This is a genomic window from Nocardia sp. NPDC049737, from assembly GCF_040674755.1.
In the GTDB taxonomy this organism is placed as follows: Bacteria; Actinomycetota; Actinomycetes; order Mycobacteriales; family Mycobacteriaceae; genus Nocardia.
In genome coordinates this window covers 12,006-29,149 of record NZ_JBFANH010000006.1, presented here as the reverse complement: position 1 = coordinate 29,149, position 17,144 = coordinate 12,006, and the positions used below count along the sequence as shown (strand labels likewise).

Genomic DNA, 17,144 nt, shown 5'->3' with positions numbered 1-17,144 from the left:
GACCCTGGAGCTGCCGTGACTCGATCATTCGCCGACCGCCATATCGGACCCGACCGGGACGAACTCGCCCGGATTCTGGACGTCGTCGGCGTCGGTTCGCTGGACGAGCTCGCCACCGCGGCACTGCCCGCGAGCATTCTGGACGACTCCGGCCTGGACGTGCTGCCGCCGGCGGGCACCGAGCATGAGGTGCTCACCGAACTCGCCGAGCTCGCGCAGTCGAATTCCGTGGCCACCTCGATGATCGGGCTCGGCTACTACGACACGCTCACCCCGCCGGTGCTGGTGCGCAGCCTGCTGGAGAATCCGGCCTGGTACACCGCCTACACGCCATATCAGCCCGAGATCAGCCAGGGGCGGCTCGAAGCGCTGCTCAACTTCCAGACCATGGTGTCGGATCTGACTGGCATGGAGGTGGCCAATGCGTCCATGCTGGATGAGGCCACCGCCGCTGCCGAGGCGATGACGCTGCTGCGCCGCGCGGGCAAGTCCAAGTCCGCACGTCTGCTGATCGATGATGATTTGTTCCCGCAGACCAAGACCGTGCTGTACACCCGGGCCGAGCCGCTGGGCATCGAGATCGTCTCGGCGGATCTGTCCGGTGGCGAGTTGCCCGAGGGCGAGTTCTTCGGCGTGCTGGTTCAGGTTCCGGGTGCGTCGGGCCGGATCGTGGACTGGCGGCCGGTGATCGACGCGGCACATGCGCGTGGCGCGTTGGTTGCGGTGGGCGCGGATCTGCTTGCGCTGACGTTGATTACGCCGCCGGGGGAGCAGGGGGCCGACGTATGTTTCGGCACCACACAGCGTTTCGGGGTGCCGATGGGTTTCGGCGGTCCGCATGCCGGATACCTTTCTGTGCACACCAAGCACGCGCGGCAGCTGCCCGGCCGGCTGGTCGGTGTGTCCGTGGACGTGGACGGCAACAAGGCATACCGGCTCGCACTGCAGACCCGGGAGCAGCACATTCGCCGGGAGAAGGCAACCTCCAACATCTGTACCGCACAGGTGCTGCTCGCCATTGTTGCCGCGATGTACGCGAGTTACCACGGCGCCGACGGGCTGCGTGCGATCGCCCGCCGCGTTCATGCCCGCGCCGCGGCCATCGCGGCCGGACTCGATGGTGTTGTAGTGCACGAGAATTTCTTCGACACCCTGCTGGTGCGCGTGCCCGGCGGCGCGGAATCCGTTGTCGCGAAGGCGAAGTCGAGCGGGATCAATTTGCGGTTGGTGGATGCCGATCATGTCGGCATCGCCTGTGACGAGGCCACCACCGAGGCGCATGTCACCGCGGTGCTCGAATCCTTCAGCACCGGGCTGCCGTTGGGCGTCAGCGATCCGAGCGGGGCGCCTAACGTGCCCGGCGGTTCGATCGAGACCCGTACCTCGGAATTCCTCACCCATCGGGCCTTCACCAGCTACCACACCGAAACCGCGATGCTGCGCTATCTGCGCAGGCTCTCCGATAAGGACATCGCACTGGACCGCAGCATGATTCCGCTGGGATCCTGCACCATGAAGCTCAATGCCACCGCCGAGATGGAGGCCATCACCTGGCCCGGTTTCGCGCGGATCCATCCGTACGCGCCCGTCGAGGATGCGCCCGGACTGCTGCGGGTGATCACCGATCTGGAGGGCTGGCTCTCGGCCATCACCGGGTACGACCAGGTGAGCCTGCAGCCGAATGCGGGCAGTCAGGGTGAGTACGCCGGACTGCTGGCCATTCGGCGCTATCACCTGGATCGTGGTGACACACACCGGGATACGTGCCTCATTCCGTCCAGCGCGCACGGCACCAATGCCGCCTCGGCCACCATGGCCGGCCTGCGCGTGGAGGTCGTGAAGTGCCGGGAGAACGGCGATGTGGATCTCGATGATCTGCGTGCCAAGATCGCCGACCACGCCGACCGGTTGGCGTGCATCATGATCACCTATCCGTCGACGCACGGCGTGTACGAGCACGAGGTGGCCGAGTTGTGCGCGCTGGTGCACGATGCGGGCGGTCAGGTGTACGTCGACGGCGCGAATCTGAATGCGCTTGTGGGCCTTGCTCGTCCGGGCCGGTTCGGCGGCGACGTCAGCCATTTGAACCTGCACAAGACCTTCTGCATTCCGCACGGCGGCGGCGGTCCGGGCGTCGGGCCGGTGGCGGTGCGCTCCCATCTCGCGCCGTATCTGCCCGGTGACCCGCTCGAGCACGGCTCGCACGCGGTGTCGGCGGCGAAGTACGGTTCGGCGTCGATTCTGCCGATCACCTGGGCCTATATCCGGATGATGGGTGCGGATGGTCTACGTAAGGCCACATTGACCGCGATCGCCTCGGCCAACTACATCGCGCGCCGGTTGAACGAGCACTTCCCGGTGCTGTACACCGGTGAGAACTCGATGGTCGCGCACGAGTGCATTCTGGATCTGCGCGAGATCACCAAGCGGACCGGTGTGACCGTAGATGATGTGGCAAAGCGGTTGGCGGACTATGGATTCCATGCGCCGACCATGAGCTTCCCGGTGGCTGGCACGCTGATGGTGGAGCCCACCGAGAGCGAAAACCTCGCCGAACTGGACGAATTCATCCTCGCGATGACGGCGATCCGGGGCGAGATCGATCAGGTCGCCGCGGGTGTGTGGCCGGTGACGGACAACCCGTTGCGCGGTGCGCCGCATACCGCGGCCTGCCTGGTCGGGGAGTGGGACCGCCCGTACAGCCGGGAGGTCGCGGTGTATCCGCAGGGTCTGGATCCGGCGCGGGGCAAGGTGTGGCCCGCGGTGCGGCGCATCGACGGCGCCTACGGTGACCGCAACCTCGTCTGCTCCTGCCCGCCGTTGGACGCGTACTGACGGCTACCGAGCCGCGCCTCGACCCGTCGCAGGTGCGGCTCGACAGCCATCTTCACTGTGCGGCAGCCGCATTAGCGTAGGTTTGACCAGATCCGGCCAGCAGCCCTCGCTCTGCACGCAGTCGCGCATGGATTCCCAACCCCAGCGTGCTTTTCGAAGCGTGATTGGTCGGACTACCGGACATGTGCGACCGGTTGCTCCGGGTGATGAATTTCTGTCGGACACGCCGAAGGAAGACGTCGTGAAGGCTGCCGCCGTGGCCGCGAACGTTACGCAACGCCAGTGCGGCGGCCGAAGTGGCCGACTCTGGTCAACAGTAGATCGCGGCGGGGATCACCAGGGGCGCGAGACAGCGCGGTGTACTCGGCGATTCCGGGACGCAGGCAGACCGCGTCCGCCGCGGTCGCTGCGCGCTGCGGATTCGCAGGTTACCGCCCCGGACCGAGGCGGCGGTTGTGTCGGATTCGGACTCAGGCCGAATTGATCACGCCGGGTCCGCAGGAGCCTCGGGTTCGAGTTCCGGGATCTCGCTGAGGGCTTCGATCCCAAGTTCTGAGCGCGTTGCGTCGATGACAGCGCGTTCGTCTTGGACGGTATTGGCAATTGCCTTATGCCACAGTGCGCGGATCGCGTTCACGTCGTCCATGGTTGCTTCGTCGTCGAGTTCGACCTTGAGGCGCTGCACGGTGATGCTCTGAGCTGCGGAGAGGGTGCGGAGCAGATCTTCGCAGCGCTGCGGGATCTTGAGGTTCGACAGGACGCGGAGTCGGGTGATGTAGCCATTGCATGCGGAGATGCTCTGCTGTACTTCCTTGCCGAAACTGTCCACATCCTCGACCGATTCGGCTTTCCAATCGAGTGTGTCCCACAGGGTTTGGCGAACGTCGGCGGCGGAGAGCAGTACCGAGGAGATCGCGGTCAAGATCGATTCGCGCCGCCATTTGTCCTGTTCGCGGTGTTCTGCGGCGGCATTCGCGTTGTCGATGTTGCGTTGCGCGGCGGCGTGGGTTGTCTCGATATTGCGCTGAGCGGCATCGAGTGTGGTCCGGTTGCGCTCGTCGGCCGCGGTGATCGCGCTGCGGTTCGTCCGGTTGTTGATCAGGACGCCGATGAGCGCCGCGGCGGCGACGATGAGCGAGCTGAGAAGCGGAAGCCAGGAAGTCACCGGGTCATCATTGCATTGCGAGGTGCTCCGCTGCGCCCCGATCGGCCGTCGGACTGCGCTGGCGCGCGCTGCGACCAAGTGCGACATCGGCCGTGCGGACGGTGTCTTGCATGGTCACCGGTTCGTAAGTGATGACAGGCGGTGGTAATTCGGCGCCACGGCGAAGTGAATTTCCTACTCGACTCGACCGTGCCGCGAGGTCACCGCGGGCGATCTCACGGCGAATGACCCCGGCGGACTGGGCGTGCCCGGCCGTCTAACCGAATCCCACAGTCGCACGGCAAGCCCGGACGGCTTCATCTGGGTAGCAATGGAATCCGGCGCTCTCGTACGATTGTCGATCGCGTGAAATTGCAGGTGCCCTGACCGAATCGTAAACGGCCAGTCCTCACGGCGTCGTCAACGCATGCATTACCGCGGTCCCGAAGTTGATGTCATCCGACGTTGCCAGCCGCGTGTAGGTCCCTCCGGTTCGCTGAGCGGCGGTTTGGAGGGTTTCCGTGCCATTGCCGCCGATGACGATCACATCGATGCGAACCGGGTGGGCCGGATCGGCGGCGGAGGTCAGCTCGGTCAGCAGTTTGGCTCCGGTGACGGTGGAGTCGTCATCCGGGCCGTCGGTGATGAGCAGGACCGAATTGGTGAGCCCCGCGGTGTATCCGCGAACAGCCGAGCGGTAGGCGGCGATTAGTGACGGATACGCCTGGTCGGTGCGAGATTCGGTGGGTTTCAGTGCCTCCAGCGCCGTATCCAAGGCGGTGCGCTGCTGATCGTTCAGTGGCGCGGTGGGAGTTTGGATCTTGTACGGCGTTGTCCCGTCGAGGTTCTTGCCGAATGTCCATATGCCGAGTCCGAAGTCCGGCGGCATCACATTCATCGTGGAGCGGATCGCGCCGAGTGCATTCGCGAGCCGGGCGACGGATCCGTCGCTATTGCCCATCGAGGACGATACGTCGAGCAGCACCGTAGCCTGCACGCCGAGAACAGGATTGGCGAGTGTGGCACGGACCTTGTCCAGTGCCGCTCGCGGTGCTGCGGGTGCGGCGGTGGCCGGTGCGGCGGCGAATCCGGCGGCGGTGAAGGCCGAGGACTGCTGAGGTGCGCGCAGGTAGTCGGCGAACAGTGACGCGATCAGATTCTGGGTCTTGTCCACCCACGCTCCGGACATCAACGCGGCGGGGTGATCGGCGACAGGTGCGGTCCCGGCAGGCCGAAATGCCGACGTACCGCCAACAGCTTTCAGTTGCTGCTCAGTAGCGGCGACCGCGTGAATGGGCGAATTGGTCCCACCGATCGCGGCCAAAGCCGCGGTGGTGTCCGCCGCCTGCGGCCCCGTCGCGGCGAGGCCGGAGATCGCGGCGACAACCTGACCGGACTTCGCGACCTGATCGGTGAGCGGATCGGTCCCCGACACCGCGGAGCCGACCGCTGCCGCCGTCGCGAGGGTCGAGTCCCCAGCAGGCAGCGCCATCCGCAGCCCACCCCACCCGGACAGCCCGAGCTCATTCAGCGAACCCTGTTGCAGCCGTGGCAAATCCGCCCAGGTGATCTTGGACTGCTCGAGGGCGTTGCGCAGCTCCTCGGGAACAGCGACCACGATCGGAGTCATCGCGACCGGTGCGGGTGTGCCCTCGATCAGGCCGGGCACCCGCATCGATTCAATGGACCGCATCGAGTCGGCGATCCACAGCCCCGGCTGCGGACCCAGCGCAGCGTTCCACGGCGTGCCCGCGGTGAACCCGGCGACGATCGCCGCCGACGGCTGGGCCGTCACCACTACTTTCGCGCAATGGTCGCGCACCTTCGGATTGGTCGCGTTGTAGCGCTCGGCCGCGGCCCGCACCGGATCGGTGATGTCCGGATCGACCGTCACGAACAGCGTCGACGGCCCCTGCTTACATTCCGCCGCGGCCGACTTGTCCCGGTTCGCGGCGCGATCACTGAGTTGAAAAAACGCGAAGACCGCCGCGACTAGCAGCAAAACGGCAACCACTGCGATAACCGGACCTTTGCTGACGCCCCGGGATCTGGTTCCGCTGCGATGTGTGCCCACGATCCTCAGTGTATGTTCACGCGAGATTTGCCGTGCCGGTGTGTCCGGTGCGGCGCACCGGCACGGCGTGGCGCGAACATCCGATCAGGGTCGGATCATCCGTCCGCGATCGAACTCGTGGCCGCCCCAAACTCCGGACTGTCCGGTGCGCGCGGCGAATTCACCGCAGGCATCGCGGATCGGGCAGCCCGCGCAAACTTCCCGTGCGTACTCGAAGTCCTGCGACGGATACGGGAACCAGGCTTCGTGATTCGGATCACCTCGACAGGCGGCCCGATGCCACTCTCGGGAATCCGAGAGCGGGAGCAGGTCGGTCAGATCGACAAGTGCGCTGGTCTCCAATTCGACGGTCATTTCGAGCCTTCTCCTTTCTCTCTCGGCTCAGGTGGCGGCCAATTGCTTCCAGATCCGCCGCTGGCTTCGGGCCAGGTGGGCGGGCGCTTTCGGCTGCCACAGCAACCGCATGCCCGCCTCCTCCGGCGTCCGGTCGGCCTTGTTCGAGTTGCACAGTGCGCACGCGGCGATCAGGTTGTCCCAGGTGTTCGCACCGCCCCGGCTACGCGGCCGGATGTGATCGACGGTGCGCGCCCAGGACGCGCAGTACCCGCACCGGTGGTTGTCCCGGCGCAGCACACCGGCCAGCGTCGCGCGACTACCGTCGTGTATTCGCGTCACATGGTCGAGGTACACGTAGCGCAGCAGCCGGATCGTCTCCGGCAGCGCGAGCTCGAGGTGCTTGGACCGAATCGGGAAGTGCGGCTCCCGATCCGCGATCGACTCCGCAGCACCGCCCATGAGCAGCACCACGGCCCGGTCGGCGTTGATCTCGGTGAGCGCCTCGTAGCTGGCGTTCAACACCAGTACCCGGGTGTGTATCCAGTTGTCGACAGTCGACGCCACCGGATCGGTGGCACGGTGGAACGTCATGGGAGTCACCATGTTTCGAGAGAGCGAGCGGATTCGGAAAGCGAGGGTCGGTCAGTTACCGGCCGGGAGGCGGCGCAGTTCCTGCTCGACGCGCACGCCATACCGACGCGGGCTCGATACGACAATGGTCACGGCCGCCGCCTCCTTCCGCATGCTCGTGAGCACCCGCGCAATCGGGGTGATCATCATCGAAATCCATGGTGGCACAGCGCACCTACCGCTGGCGAAGGGTTTTTCAGACCAGGCCGACCAGCCACTGCCGCAGCCACGAGGTGGCGGTGGCACCGTTGGAATCCACGACGTAGGTCGGATAGTTCTGATGGACGAACGAGTTGTAGAACCGCTCGAATTCCTGCTTACGTTCGTTCATTTCCGGATCGGCGAGCTGGTTCTGGATGAGCGGGGACACTCCTGTCGCCATCAGGTCGTTGAAGATGGCGAACGCCTCCTGCTGATAGCGCCACAGCTGAGCTGGGTCGGCATCGGAGGCCTGAGCGAGGAATCCGGCGAAGCGGGTCGCGAAGTCGGTGGGCGGAGCGGCGCAGTACAGGTCACCGACGGCGCAGATGGTTCGGGTCTTCGGGGTGAGGAAGCCGAAGCCTTCGATGCGCGAGCCGCCGGCACCGGCGCCGTTTACCGGGGGACCGACGAGGGCGTCGGCCGGCGAGCGACGCGGATCCGAGATGAGACCGACCGCGGCGATGCGTTCGGGTCGAACGGGACTGAGTCCGGTGCCGATTTCGGCGGCGAGATCGCCCGCCGCATCCGCGCCCTGGCTGTAGCCGATCAGCGCGATCTTGGTCTCGGCGCACTGCTGGGCCATGGCTGTGACCAGGCCGCGGGCATTATCGATGGCCTGTCGCTTGGACCGGCCGTAAACATCGGTCTCCCAGGGGAAGGCGGTCGCCGCGTAGGTCACGTAGTCGGTGCGGGTATTTCGCGGCAGGTTATCGGTGACACTCGCGAGCATGCCCTCGCCAGGCTTGGCATCGGAGGTCTCCCACGTTCCAGGTATCGCCACTACATAGAGGTCGGGGCAGCCACCGGGGGCCGCGGTTGTGGTGCCGGCGCCGCCGACGGCGCCGACGGCACCTACCATGACGGTTCCCGCCACGGCGCCGATCATCTTGCGCATAAACATGGTCCACACCTCGGTGTTGCTAGTTCCGAAGCGGCCGGGGGCCGTACGCGACTTCCTGTCGTCGCGTCGGAGACAACCGTACGGTCTGACCAGCGGTTGATGCGGGAACACCCCGTGACAAACGCCGAACATTTCTTAACAGAATGTGCAATGCCGAGGATTTGCCCGGTGCAGCGGGATGAAGGAGCCGCGGGCGAGGGGGTGCGCGACTCCTTCATCGTGTCCGAGGGGCAGTCACCGCCTCGTCCACGGTTGTGATGATGATCTCCGACACCAATGACTCCCTCCCGTGGATCATCGTGTCCATCCATTGAACCCCGATCGGCAGGCCTGCGTCCCGGCTTCGGGCATTGCCATTCGAGAAGGTCGATCAACCGATGGGCGGGCGGCCCAACAGAACTCGGCCGGTGAATCGTGTCTGCTTGGCACGGGGCAGCGGGTGGAACAGGCAACCGTGGATGTCGCGATACCACATCTCCAGCTCACAACTGCGCGAAAACCCCACGCCGCCAACGGTTTCGATGGCCAGTCGAACGGCATCGACGAGCGCTTCGGCGGCCACGGTCTTGCGGCTGAGGGTGCGCGCGCCGTAACTGTCGGTATTGTCGAAGTGCAGATTGTCCGAATCGGTGAACATGGCGGCGATCAGATCCGCGGCGGTGGTGTATGCGTTCATCATTTCCCCCGCGAGCTGGAAGGTATGCGGTTCGCAGCGGTCGGCGACCAGTGCGGCGGTCAATTCGACCGCGGCGTCGGCGATGCCGAGATAGGCCGCCATTACCAGTGGCATGGCCGCGCCGATCACCACATTCAGCACCGGGGGCCATGCGTCGGCAGGGCGGGTCAGCGAGATCGCGGCATCGGGGACGAAGACATCTTCGAAGACCACCGTATGAGAGCCGCTGGCCCGTAAACCGAGAGTGTCCCAAGTCTTTTCGATGCGAATACCGGGCGCGTCCAATGGCGACGCGAAGTGCAGCACCTGGGGTCCCTCCGGTGCATCGCCGTGGCGGATGCTGGTCACCACCACATCGCCGACCTCACAGCCGCTGGCGGGCGCCTTGCGCGCACTCACCCGGAAGCCACCGTCGACGCGCTCGGCCCGGCCGTTGGATTCGACCCAGTCCGAAGCGCCGGTGCTGACCAGAATCGCGCCCGCGGCCACCTTGCCGAAGACCGCCGTGGCGTCGATGCCGTGGTTGTGCCGCCAGACCTGTGCGGCGACCAGATGGGTGTGCATGGCGAACGCGACGGCCGTGGACGGATCGTGGCGGCCGAGTTCGCGCAGGATCTCGCCCATCTCGCGGTGCGACACACCACCGCCACCGAACTCGATGGGTACGAGTGCGGCGGACAATCCGGTGGTCCGCAGCAGGTCGAAGGCGGCGACGGAGATCTGGCCGCCGCGGTCGCGGGCGGCCACATCGGCGCGCAAGGTTTCCCCGATCCGGCGTGCCAGGGCGATCCAGTCGGTGGTGGTGATGTCATGGGCAATAGTCGTCATGTTTCGAAGTTAGGAACGGCAGCGATAACCGAATAGTCCAGAAAGTGGACTTCCATGGTCCAGAAAATAGACCCGGTTCGCGAGGTAACCATGACCAGCACGACCGCAAGCTATGGCCAATATTGTCCGATCTCCCGTGCACTCGATGTGCTCGGCGAGCGTTGGTCGCTGCTCATCCTGCGCGATCTGCTCATCGGTACAACTCGCTTCAACGATCTGGCCCGCGGTCTGCCCGGGCTTTCGCGGAGTCTGCTCGCCAAGCGGCTGCGCCAATTCGAGCGGGCCGGATTGATCGACAAAGTGGGCAGCGAATATCTGCTCACCGCGGCCGGTCAGGAATTGGAGCCGATCCTGTTCGGCCTCGGCGAATGGGGTGCGCGCTGGACCTTCGGTGAACCGCAGCCCGAGGAGTTGGATGCCGGGTTGCTGGTGTGGTGGATGCACTCCCGGCTGGATACGTCCACGTTTCCGGGTAAGCGCCATGTGCTGTGCGTACGGTTCACCGATGATTTTCGGCGCTATTGGATCGTCATCGAATCGGGTGTGCCTTCGGTCTGCGATGCCGATCCGGGCTACCCGGTCGATGTCACCATCAGCTCCGATGTCGAATCGCTGTACCAGGTTTGGCTGGGACGCATTCCGCTCTCGCACGCAATGCGAAGCGGCCGAGTGGAATTCACCGGGCCGAGTGCCCTCACCCGGCGGATGCCGTCGGTGTTGCAACTGAGTCCTGTTGCGGGATATACGGATCCGGTCGTGCGCGCCTCGTGACCATTACGCGGTAGTCTCCCGCGCGTAGATGTAGTAGCGATAGACGCCGTCGCCGGGATCCGAGTTCAGCGGCCACTCGCCGTCGGCGAACCATGCCCATTCGAGAGCGAGGCCCGCGTCGTGTTCGGCGATCGACTTCGCCCGGTCCAACGAGCTGTCGGTACCGAGGGCCTGGTCGTCGGTGCCGCAGAACTCGCAACTGTGCACCCGCCGCACCTCGTATGCGATCACTCGGTTACCTCCGGGCATCCAGGTTAGACCCGGTTTATCCGGGTGTGCACCGATAGCGTTCGGCGGATGCGGCCGATAACCAGCTCAACAGGCTCGTCCGCCGGGGTGACCGCGTGGCGAATGGGGAGTTCCGGAAGTGGCGTCCGCATACGCTGAGCGTCCACCCCGTGGCCGCCGAATTGTGAGATTTCAGAGGTTGCCGACGATGTGTTCGAGGCGGCGGGCCACCAGTTCGCGGGCCTGTTCGCGCAGGGCGGGGCGGTAGCCGCTGGGGTAGACCGGGTCGCCGGGGGTGTAATCCTTCAGCACTTCCTTGGCGAGGGTGATCTTGTGGACCTCGGTGGGGCCGTCGGCGATCGCCATGACCTCCGCGTAGTTCATCATGTCGACGAACGGGAGGTCCTGGCTGACGCCGATGGCGCCGTGCAGATGCAGTGCGCGCTGGGCGATGTCGTGCATCACCTTCGGCATCGCCACCTTGATGGCGGCAATATCCTTGCGCACCTTCAGATAGTCCTGCTCCTTATCGATGCGCCAGGCGGTGCGCAGGACGAGCAGGCGGAACTGCTCCATCTCGATCCAGCTGTCGGCGATGCGTTCCTGGGTCATCTGCAGACTCGCGAGCGGCCCCTTGCGCATCGGCCGCGAGACGGCGCGTTCTGCCATCATGTCGAAGGCCTTGCGCACCAACGCGACTGTGCGCATGGCATGGTGCACCCGCCCGCCGCCGAGGCGGGTCTGCGCGACGATGAAACCCATCCCCTCCTGGCCGAGCAAGTGATCGGCGGGCACCCGGACATCGGTGAAGCGCAGATGTCCCTCGTGCTCGCTGAAACCGTGCACGTGGAAGTTCTTCACGATCTCCAGGCCGGGTGTGTCGGCGGGCACGATGAACATCGACATGCCCTGGTACGGACTGACATCCGGATTCGTGATCACCATGACGATATGGAAGCTGGCGAACTGCGCGTTCGAGTTGAACCACTTCTCGCCATTGATGACCCAGGAGTCGCCGTCGCGCACCGCGTGGGTCTTGAACAGTGTCGGATCCGAGCCGCCGGTCGGTTCGGTCATGACGTAGCAGGAGCCGATCTCACCAGCCAGCAGCGGCTCCAGGTACTTGGCTTTCTGCTCCGGGGTGCCGTAGTGCGCGAGGATTTCCGCATTGCCGGAATCCGGTGCCTGGCAACCGAATACCGACGGCGCCCACACCGAAGTACCGAGTACCTCGTTGAGTAGGCCGAGCCTGAGCTGCCCGTAGCCGGGTCCGCCCAGCTCCGGTCCCAGATGGCAGGCCCACAGGCCCTGTTCCTTAACCTTCTCCTTCAGCGGCCGCATCAGCGCCATTGCCTCGGTATTGGTGCGGTCGTAGGGATTCGGGTAGAGCAGGTCGAGGGGTTCCACCTCGGTGCGGACGAACTCCGACGCCCAGTCCAACTTCTGCTGGTACTCCGGGTCGGTTTCGAAATCCCAAGCCATGGTCAGCCTTTCGTGTCGGTGATGCCGTCGAGAATGGTGGACGCCACAATGTCGGCGATTTCGTCGGGGGAGCGGCCGCCGTGCGGGCGGTACCAGAAGGTCACCATGTTCAGCATGCCGAGCACACTGTTGGTGACCACGTGATCGTCGGTGCGCAGTAGGCCCGCCGCATGACCGGCGTCGATGACGCGCTGCCAGCAGGACTGTATTTCGTCCCGCATTTCCTGCAGTTCTTCGCCGCGCTCACCGGTCAGCGCGGTGACATCGCGCAATTGGATGGCGACCTCGCGGCGGTGCTCGATGATCAGCCCCACGTGGCTGTGGATCAGCTTGCGCAACTTGACGATCGGGTCGTCGGTGCCGCGGGAGATCCGCCGTGCGTCGGTGAGCATGAGCTGGATGTAATCGCGCAGGATCTGCCAGAGCAGCTCTTCCTTGGAACCGATGTGGTAGTACAGCGCGCCCCGCTGCACCCCGGCTCGATCACCGATTTCCGCGACGCCGGTGCCGTGAAAGCCCTGCTCCGCGAACAGTTCCACCGCGGCTGCCACGATGCGCGCCCTGGTCGCCTCGGCGGTGGTCTCCGCGGCCGGTGGACGACCGCGACGACGAGGCGAGGCCAATTCGGGCCCACCCGTCACTCGGCCACCGCCACTCATCGAATCGCTGCGCGATGCGGCCGTCATTTGCGCGGATCCAGGACGACCTTGGACACCCCGTCTGCACGGTCGGCGAACATGCGGTAGGCGTTCGCGCCCTCCGACATCGGGAATCGGTGTGTGACAACGGCTTCGGGTCGAATTCGCCCCGCCGCGGTGAGCCGCAGCAGTGCGGGCAGCTCGTATTGGATCGAGCAGAGTCCGATATGGAATTCGAGCTCCTTGACCTGCGCCAACTGCATATGAAATGGGAAGGCGCGGTTATGACTGACGCCGACCACGCCGACCCGGCCACGATGTCCGACGGCGCTGATGGCGAGACTGATGGTCGCATCGGCGCCGACCGCCTCGATCGCGACATCCGCACCGCCGCTGAGCATTTCTCGGATGACGGTCTTGGGTTGCTCGGATTCGACTATCTCCGCGCCCAATTCGGCGGCACGCTTGCGGCGCTCGGCCACCAGATCCACCCCGAGCACCCGCGACGCGCCCATCGCGAATGCCGACTGGACGGCCATCAGCCCGACCGGTCCGAGTCCGATCACCACTACGGTCTCACCCGGCGCGATGCGGGTGCGGCGCGCGCCGTACCAGGCGGTCGGCGCATTATCGGTGAGCACGATCGCCGCCTCATCGCTGACCGTATCGGGCAGCCGTACCAGATTCCCCTCGGCATGGGGGACGGCGAGATATTCGGCCTGCGCACCCGCGAGCGAGCCGCCGAGTCCGTAGCAGGCGTCCGCAGGGATTGGATGGCGTTCGCAGGCCGCCACGATGCCTGCCTTGCACTTCGCGCAGCGGTTACAGCCGACGGATGCGGAGACCAGCACCCGGTCACCGATCGCGAACCCGCGGATATCCGAACCCAGTTCGACGATCTCGCCGACCGCCTCGTGCCCGACGCTGTATCCGGTGCCGTCGGTGAAGCCGTGCCCGGCGTAGATGTGCAGATCGCTACCGCAGATTCCGGAGGCGGTCACCCGAACAATGGCCCCATCACGGCCGGGCAGTGCCGGATCGGGGAACTCGGTGTAGGAGATCTGCTGTGGTCCTTGGTAAGTCAGAGCCTTCATCGCCAGCCGCCGTCCAGTGCCAGGGTTGCGCCGGTGCAGTAGGCCGAGGCGTCCGTCGCGAAGTACAGTGCCGCGCCGACGATTTCCTCCGGGCGGCCGACCCGCCCGAGGGCCATATGTCGAGTCAGCTCCGTCCGCAACTCATCGGGCCATGCCTTCGAAATATCCGTCTCGAACGGACCGCATTGAATCGTGTTGACCCGCACCGCCGGTGCGAAACTCTGCGCGAGTCCGCCGGTGAGGTTGGCCAATCCGGCCTTGGCGGCCGCATAGGGGACCGCGAGCGGTTCCGGTCGTGTCGCCTCGATCGAGGAGATATTGATGATCGACCCGCCACCGGCAGCGGCCATCCGGGTACCGATCAAGGTCGACAATCGAAACGGCCCCTTGAGATTGACCGCGATCACCTTGTCGAACATCTGCTCGCTCACCTGATCCAGGCTCGGATACAGCAGCGACATCCCGGCATTGTTGACCAGCACGTCGACCTTGCCGAACTCCGCGTAGGCCGTCTCGGCCAGCGCATCGCACTGCGCCCAATCGCTGACATTGCACGCCACCGGCAATGCGCGCCGACCATGGGTGTTCTTCACCTCATCGGCGAGTTCGACGCACCCGTCGAGCTTGCGACTGGCGATTACCACATCCGCGCCGGCCGCGGCGAAGGCCAGCACCATCTCCCGACCGAGCCCGCGGCTACCACCTGTGACCAGCGCGACCTTCTCCGCTAATGACTGTCCTGGCATTGCGCTCCATAGCTTCGGCTGCCGGTAATGTTCCAATCAGTACATTAATTCCGCCGGACGATACAATCAAGGCCCCGACAGACCGTCACATCACTACCGATGGGTAACATTGGTTGCGATTTTTCCCACCCGGCTTTCTCAGAAGTGAGGCAGTAGATGACAGAGCGGATTCAGGTCGGCGGGCTCCAGGTGGCCAGCGTTCTCCACGAGTTCATCGAGAACGAGGCGCTCCCCGGAACCGGCGTAGATTCCGCCGCGTTCTGGGCCGGAGCCGAGCAGGTCATCAACGACCTCGCTCCGCGCAACCGCGCCCTGCTGGCCGAACGCGACGAGATCCAGGGCAAGCTCGATGCCTGGCACGCCGAGCACCCCGGCGCGAACTATGACAAGGCCGCCTACAAGAGCTTCCTCGGGGATATCGGCTACCTGCGCGCGGAACCGGCCGATTTCGAGATCGCCACCCAGAATGTGGACGACGAAATCGCCACCACCGCGGGCCCGCAGCTGGTGGTGCCGGTGATGAACGCCCGCTTCGCGATCAATGCCGCGAATGCGCGCTGGGGTTCACTCTACGATGCCCTCTACGGCACCGACGCCATCTCCGAGGCCGACGGCGGCGAGAAGGGCACCGGTTACAACCCGGTCCGCGGTGGCCGCGTGATCGAATTCGCGCGCAAGTTCCTCGATACCGCCGCCCCGCTGGCCAACGGCTCACACCGCTCCTCGACGCACTACGCGATCGACGGCGGCAAGCTGGCGGTCACGCTGAGCAACGATGAGGTCACCACGCTGGCCGCCGATGGCGCGGAACTGGTCGGCTACCTGGGCGATCCGGCCTCGCCGACCTCGATCCTGTTGAAGCACAACGGTTTGCACATCGACGTCCAGATCGACCCTGCCTCGCCGATCGGCAAGACCGATCCGGCCGGTGTCAAGGATGTAGTGCTGGAGTCCGCGGTCACCACGATCATGGACTTCGAGGATTCGGTCGCCGCGGTGGACGCCGAGGACAAGGTGCTCTGCTACCACAACTGGCTCGGCCTGATGACGGGCGAGCTGGCGGAGAAGGTGACCAAGGGCGATAAGACCTTCACCCGCACCATGAACCCGGACCGCGTCTACACCGCGCTCGGCGGTGGCGAGCTGGTGCTGCACGGCCGGTCGCTGCTGTTCGTGCGCAATGTCGGTCACCTGATGACCTCGGACGCGATCATTGATGCCGAGGGCAACGAGGTGCCCGAGGGCATCATGGACGGCCTGATCACCTCGCTCATCGCCAAGCACAGCCTGCTCGGCGATAAGAAGCTGAAGAACAGCCGCACCGGTTCGGTGTACATCGTGAAGCCGAAGATGCACGGCCCGGACGAGGTCGCCTTCACCAACGAGCTGTTCGGCCGGATCGAGGACGTGCTCGGCCTGAGCCGCAACACCCTCAAGGTCGGCATCATGGACGAGGAGCGCCGCACCACGGTCAACCTCAAGGCCTGTATCCAGGCCGCCGCGGAGCGCGTGGTGTTCATCAACACCGGCTTCCTGGACCGCACCGGCGACGAGATCCACACCTCCATGGAGGCCGGACCGATGGTCCGCAAGGCCGAGATGAAGACCCAGCAGTGGATCCTGTCCTACGAGGACTGGAACGTCGATACGGGGCTGGCCGCCGGGCTGCCGGGTAAGGCGCAGATCGGCAAGGGCATGTGGGCCATGCCGGATCTGATGCACGACATGCTCGAGCAGAAGATCGGCCACCCGCGTGCGGGCGCCAACACCGCCTGGGTGCCCTCGCCCACCGCGGCCACGCTGCATGCGACGCACTACCACCAGGTCGACGTGTTCGAGCGGCAGCAGGAGATCGCCGGCGGTGGTCGTCGCGCCACCGTCGATCAGATCCTGGAGATCCCGCTCGCGGCCGATCCGAACTGGACCGATGAGCAGAAGCGTCAGGAGTTGGACAACAACTCCCAGAGCATCCTCGGTTATGTGGTGCGCTGGATCGACCAGGGTGTCGGCTGCTCCAAGGTGCCCGACATCCGGGATGTCGGTCTCATGGAAGACCGCGCAACCCTGCGCATTTCGAGCCAGCTGATGGCGAACTGGCTGCGCCACGGGGTGGTCACCGCCGATGAGGTGGTGGCCAGTCTGCAGCGGATGGCGCCGGTGGTCGACAAGCAGAATGCGGGCGATCCGAACTACCGGCCGATGGCGCCGGACTTCGCGAGCAGCATCGCGTTCCAGGCCGCGAGGGAGCTGGTGTTGGAAGGCGCCAAGCAGCCCAACGGCTACACCGAGCCGATCCTGCACCGTCGTCGCCGGGAGGCCAAGGCGCTGGCTTGCGTCTAAGGCATTGCGCGTCTGAGTAACTCGTGAATCCCCCGCCCGGGAGCCTGCCGGGCGGGGGATTCCTGATATCACGCGACGGCCCGTCGGCGGGGTGGATGACTGGTTTCGACCCGCATAACGATCCGTTACCCTGGGCGCTGCACGAGGTACTCGGATGTGAGGAAGTTTTATGGGAAGCGTTGTCCTTGATGTATTCGCCCTGGTTGTGAACCGCGCGGCA

General features: G+C 65.3%; 15 protein-coding genes. 3 read left to right on the top strand and 12 right to left on the bottom strand.

What is annotated here, in order from left to right; translation table 11 throughout:
• Nucleotides 1-15: 15 nt before the first annotated feature.
• Complete coding sequence (gcvP, locus tag AB0J47_RS10485; RefSeq protein ID WP_364343208.1) at nt 16-2,835, top strand: aminomethyl-transferring glycine dehydrogenase; 2,820 nt, start codon at nt 16-18, stop codon at nt 2,833-2,835.
• 484 nt (nt 2,836-3,319) lie between these two features.
• On the opposite strand, the gene AB0J47_RS10480 is transcribed toward gcvP, so the two are convergent.
• The 7 genes from AB0J47_RS10480 to AB0J47_RS10450 all read right to left on the bottom strand — a co-directional run bounded on the left by AB0J47_RS10480 (nt 3,320) and on the right by AB0J47_RS10450 (nt 9,625).
• Nucleotides 3,320-4,000, bottom strand: a complete 681-nt coding sequence (locus AB0J47_RS10480) for a hypothetical protein (protein WP_364343205.1) — start codon at nt 3,998-4,000, stop codon at nt 3,320-3,322.
• 388 nt (nt 4,001-4,388) lie between these two features.
• A complete protein-coding gene (locus AB0J47_RS10475; protein WP_364343202.1) occupies nt 4,389-6,053 on the bottom strand; it encodes a VWA domain-containing protein in 1,665 nt (554 codons plus the stop codon).
• A gap of 84 nt (nt 6,054-6,137) precedes the next feature.
• Nucleotides 6,138-6,407, bottom strand: coding sequence for a WhiB family transcriptional regulator (locus tag AB0J47_RS10470; RefSeq protein ID WP_364343199.1), 270 nt, complete (start codon nt 6,405-6,407; stop codon nt 6,138-6,140).
• A 27-nt stretch (nt 6,408-6,434) separates the two neighbouring features.
• Complete coding sequence (locus tag AB0J47_RS10465) at nt 6,435-6,980, bottom strand: HNH endonuclease (protein WP_364343196.1); 546 nt, start codon at nt 6,978-6,980, stop codon at nt 6,435-6,437.
• Between the two features lie 51 nt (nt 6,981-7,031).
• Complete coding sequence (locus AB0J47_RS10460; protein WP_364343193.1) at nt 7,032-7,169, bottom strand: hypothetical protein; 138 nt, start codon at nt 7,167-7,169, stop codon at nt 7,032-7,034.
• Between the two features lie 46 nt (nt 7,170-7,215).
• Nucleotides 7,216-8,079, bottom strand: a complete 864-nt coding sequence (locus AB0J47_RS10455) for a cutinase family protein (RefSeq protein ID WP_364343846.1) — start codon at nt 8,077-8,079, stop codon at nt 7,216-7,218.
• A 412-nt stretch (nt 8,080-8,491) separates the two neighbouring features.
• The gene (locus tag AB0J47_RS10450) at nt 8,492-9,625 is read right to left on the bottom strand and encodes an acyl-CoA dehydrogenase family protein (RefSeq protein WP_364343190.1); all 1,134 of its coding nucleotides are present in this window, start codon (nt 9,623-9,625) and stop codon (nt 8,492-8,494) included.
• Nucleotides 9,626-9,715: 90 nt separating this feature from the next.
• On the opposite strand from AB0J47_RS10450, the gene AB0J47_RS10445 reads away from it, so the two are divergent.
• Nucleotides 9,716-10,396, top strand: a complete 681-nt coding sequence (locus AB0J47_RS10445) for a winged helix-turn-helix transcriptional regulator (RefSeq protein ID WP_364343187.1) — start codon at nt 9,716-9,718, stop codon at nt 10,394-10,396.
• A gap of 3 nt (nt 10,397-10,399) precedes the next feature.
• Here the strand turns inward: AB0J47_RS10445 and AB0J47_RS10440 are convergent, their stop codons facing one another.
• The 5 genes from AB0J47_RS10440 to AB0J47_RS10420 form a co-directional block, all read right to left on the bottom strand.
• Nucleotides 10,400-10,627, bottom strand: a complete 228-nt coding sequence (locus tag AB0J47_RS10440; RefSeq protein WP_364343184.1) for a hypothetical protein — start codon at nt 10,625-10,627, stop codon at nt 10,400-10,402.
• A gap of 189 nt (nt 10,628-10,816) precedes the next feature.
• Nucleotides 10,817-12,106, bottom strand: coding sequence for an acyl-CoA dehydrogenase family protein (locus AB0J47_RS10435; RefSeq protein ID WP_364343181.1), 1,290 nt, complete (start codon nt 12,104-12,106; stop codon nt 10,817-10,819).
• Between the two features lie 2 nt (nt 12,107-12,108).
• A complete protein-coding gene (locus tag AB0J47_RS10430) occupies nt 12,109-12,765 on the bottom strand; it encodes a TetR/AcrR family transcriptional regulator (protein ID WP_364343843.1) in 657 nt (218 codons plus the stop codon).
• Between the two features lie 23 nt (nt 12,766-12,788).
• Nucleotides 12,789-13,838: an alcohol dehydrogenase catalytic domain-containing protein gene (locus AB0J47_RS10425; RefSeq protein WP_364343178.1), complete on the bottom strand. Its 1,050-nt coding sequence runs from the start codon at nt 13,836-13,838 to the stop codon at nt 12,789-12,791.
• Nucleotides 13,835-14,584, bottom strand: a complete 750-nt coding sequence (locus tag AB0J47_RS10420) for a glucose 1-dehydrogenase (protein ID WP_364343175.1) — start codon at nt 14,582-14,584, stop codon at nt 13,835-13,837. The genes AB0J47_RS10425 and AB0J47_RS10420 overlap by 4 nt, the downstream gene beginning before the upstream one ends.
• 156 nt (nt 14,585-14,740) lie before the next feature.
• Here AB0J47_RS10420 and AB0J47_RS10415 point away from each other — a divergent pair, with 156 nt between their 5' ends.
• Entirely contained in the window at nt 14,741-16,924 is a 2,184-nt protein-coding gene (locus AB0J47_RS10415; RefSeq protein WP_364343172.1) for a malate synthase G, read from the top strand.
• The last annotated feature ends 220 nt before the right edge of the window (nt 16,925-17,144 follow it).

Excerpts from the sequence above, each read along its gene's own strand:
- AB0J47_RS10470 (WP_364343199.1), bottom strand. The coding sequence starts at position 6,407 with ATGACCGTCGAATTGGAGACCAGCGCACTTGTCGATCTGACCGACCTG.
- AB0J47_RS10465 (WP_364343196.1), bottom strand. The coding sequence starts at position 6,980 with ATGACGTTCCACCGTGCCACCGATCCGGTGGCGTCGACTGTCGACAAC.
- AB0J47_RS10460 (WP_364343193.1), bottom strand. The coding sequence starts at position 7,169 with ATGATGATCACCCCGATTGCGCGGGTGCTCACGAGCATGCGGAAGGAG.
- AB0J47_RS10455 (WP_364343846.1), bottom strand. The coding sequence starts at position 8,079 with ATGGTAGGTGCCGTCGGCGCCGTCGGCGGCGCCGGCACCACAACCGCG.
- AB0J47_RS10450 (WP_364343190.1), bottom strand. The coding sequence starts at position 9,625 with ATGACGACTATTGCCCATGACATCACCACCACCGACTGGATCGCCCTG.
- AB0J47_RS10445 (WP_364343187.1), top strand. The coding sequence starts at position 9,716 with ATGACCAGCACGACCGCAAGCTATGGCCAATATTGTCCGATCTCCCGT.
- AB0J47_RS10435 (WP_364343181.1), bottom strand. The coding sequence starts at position 12,106 with ATGGCTTGGGATTTCGAAACCGACCCGGAGTACCAGCAGAAGTTGGAC.
- AB0J47_RS10430 (WP_364343843.1), bottom strand. The coding sequence starts at position 12,765 with ATGAGTGGCGGTGGCCGAGTGACGGGTGGGCCCGAATTGGCCTCGCCT.
- AB0J47_RS10425 (WP_364343178.1), bottom strand. The coding sequence starts at position 13,838 with ATGAAGGCTCTGACTTACCAAGGACCACAGCAGATCTCCTACACCGAG.
- AB0J47_RS10420 (WP_364343175.1), bottom strand. The coding sequence starts at position 14,584 with ATGCCAGGACAGTCATTAGCGGAGAAGGTCGCGCTGGTCACAGGTGGT.
- AB0J47_RS10415 (WP_364343172.1), top strand. The coding sequence starts at position 14,741 with ATGACAGAGCGGATTCAGGTCGGCGGGCTCCAGGTGGCCAGCGTTCTC.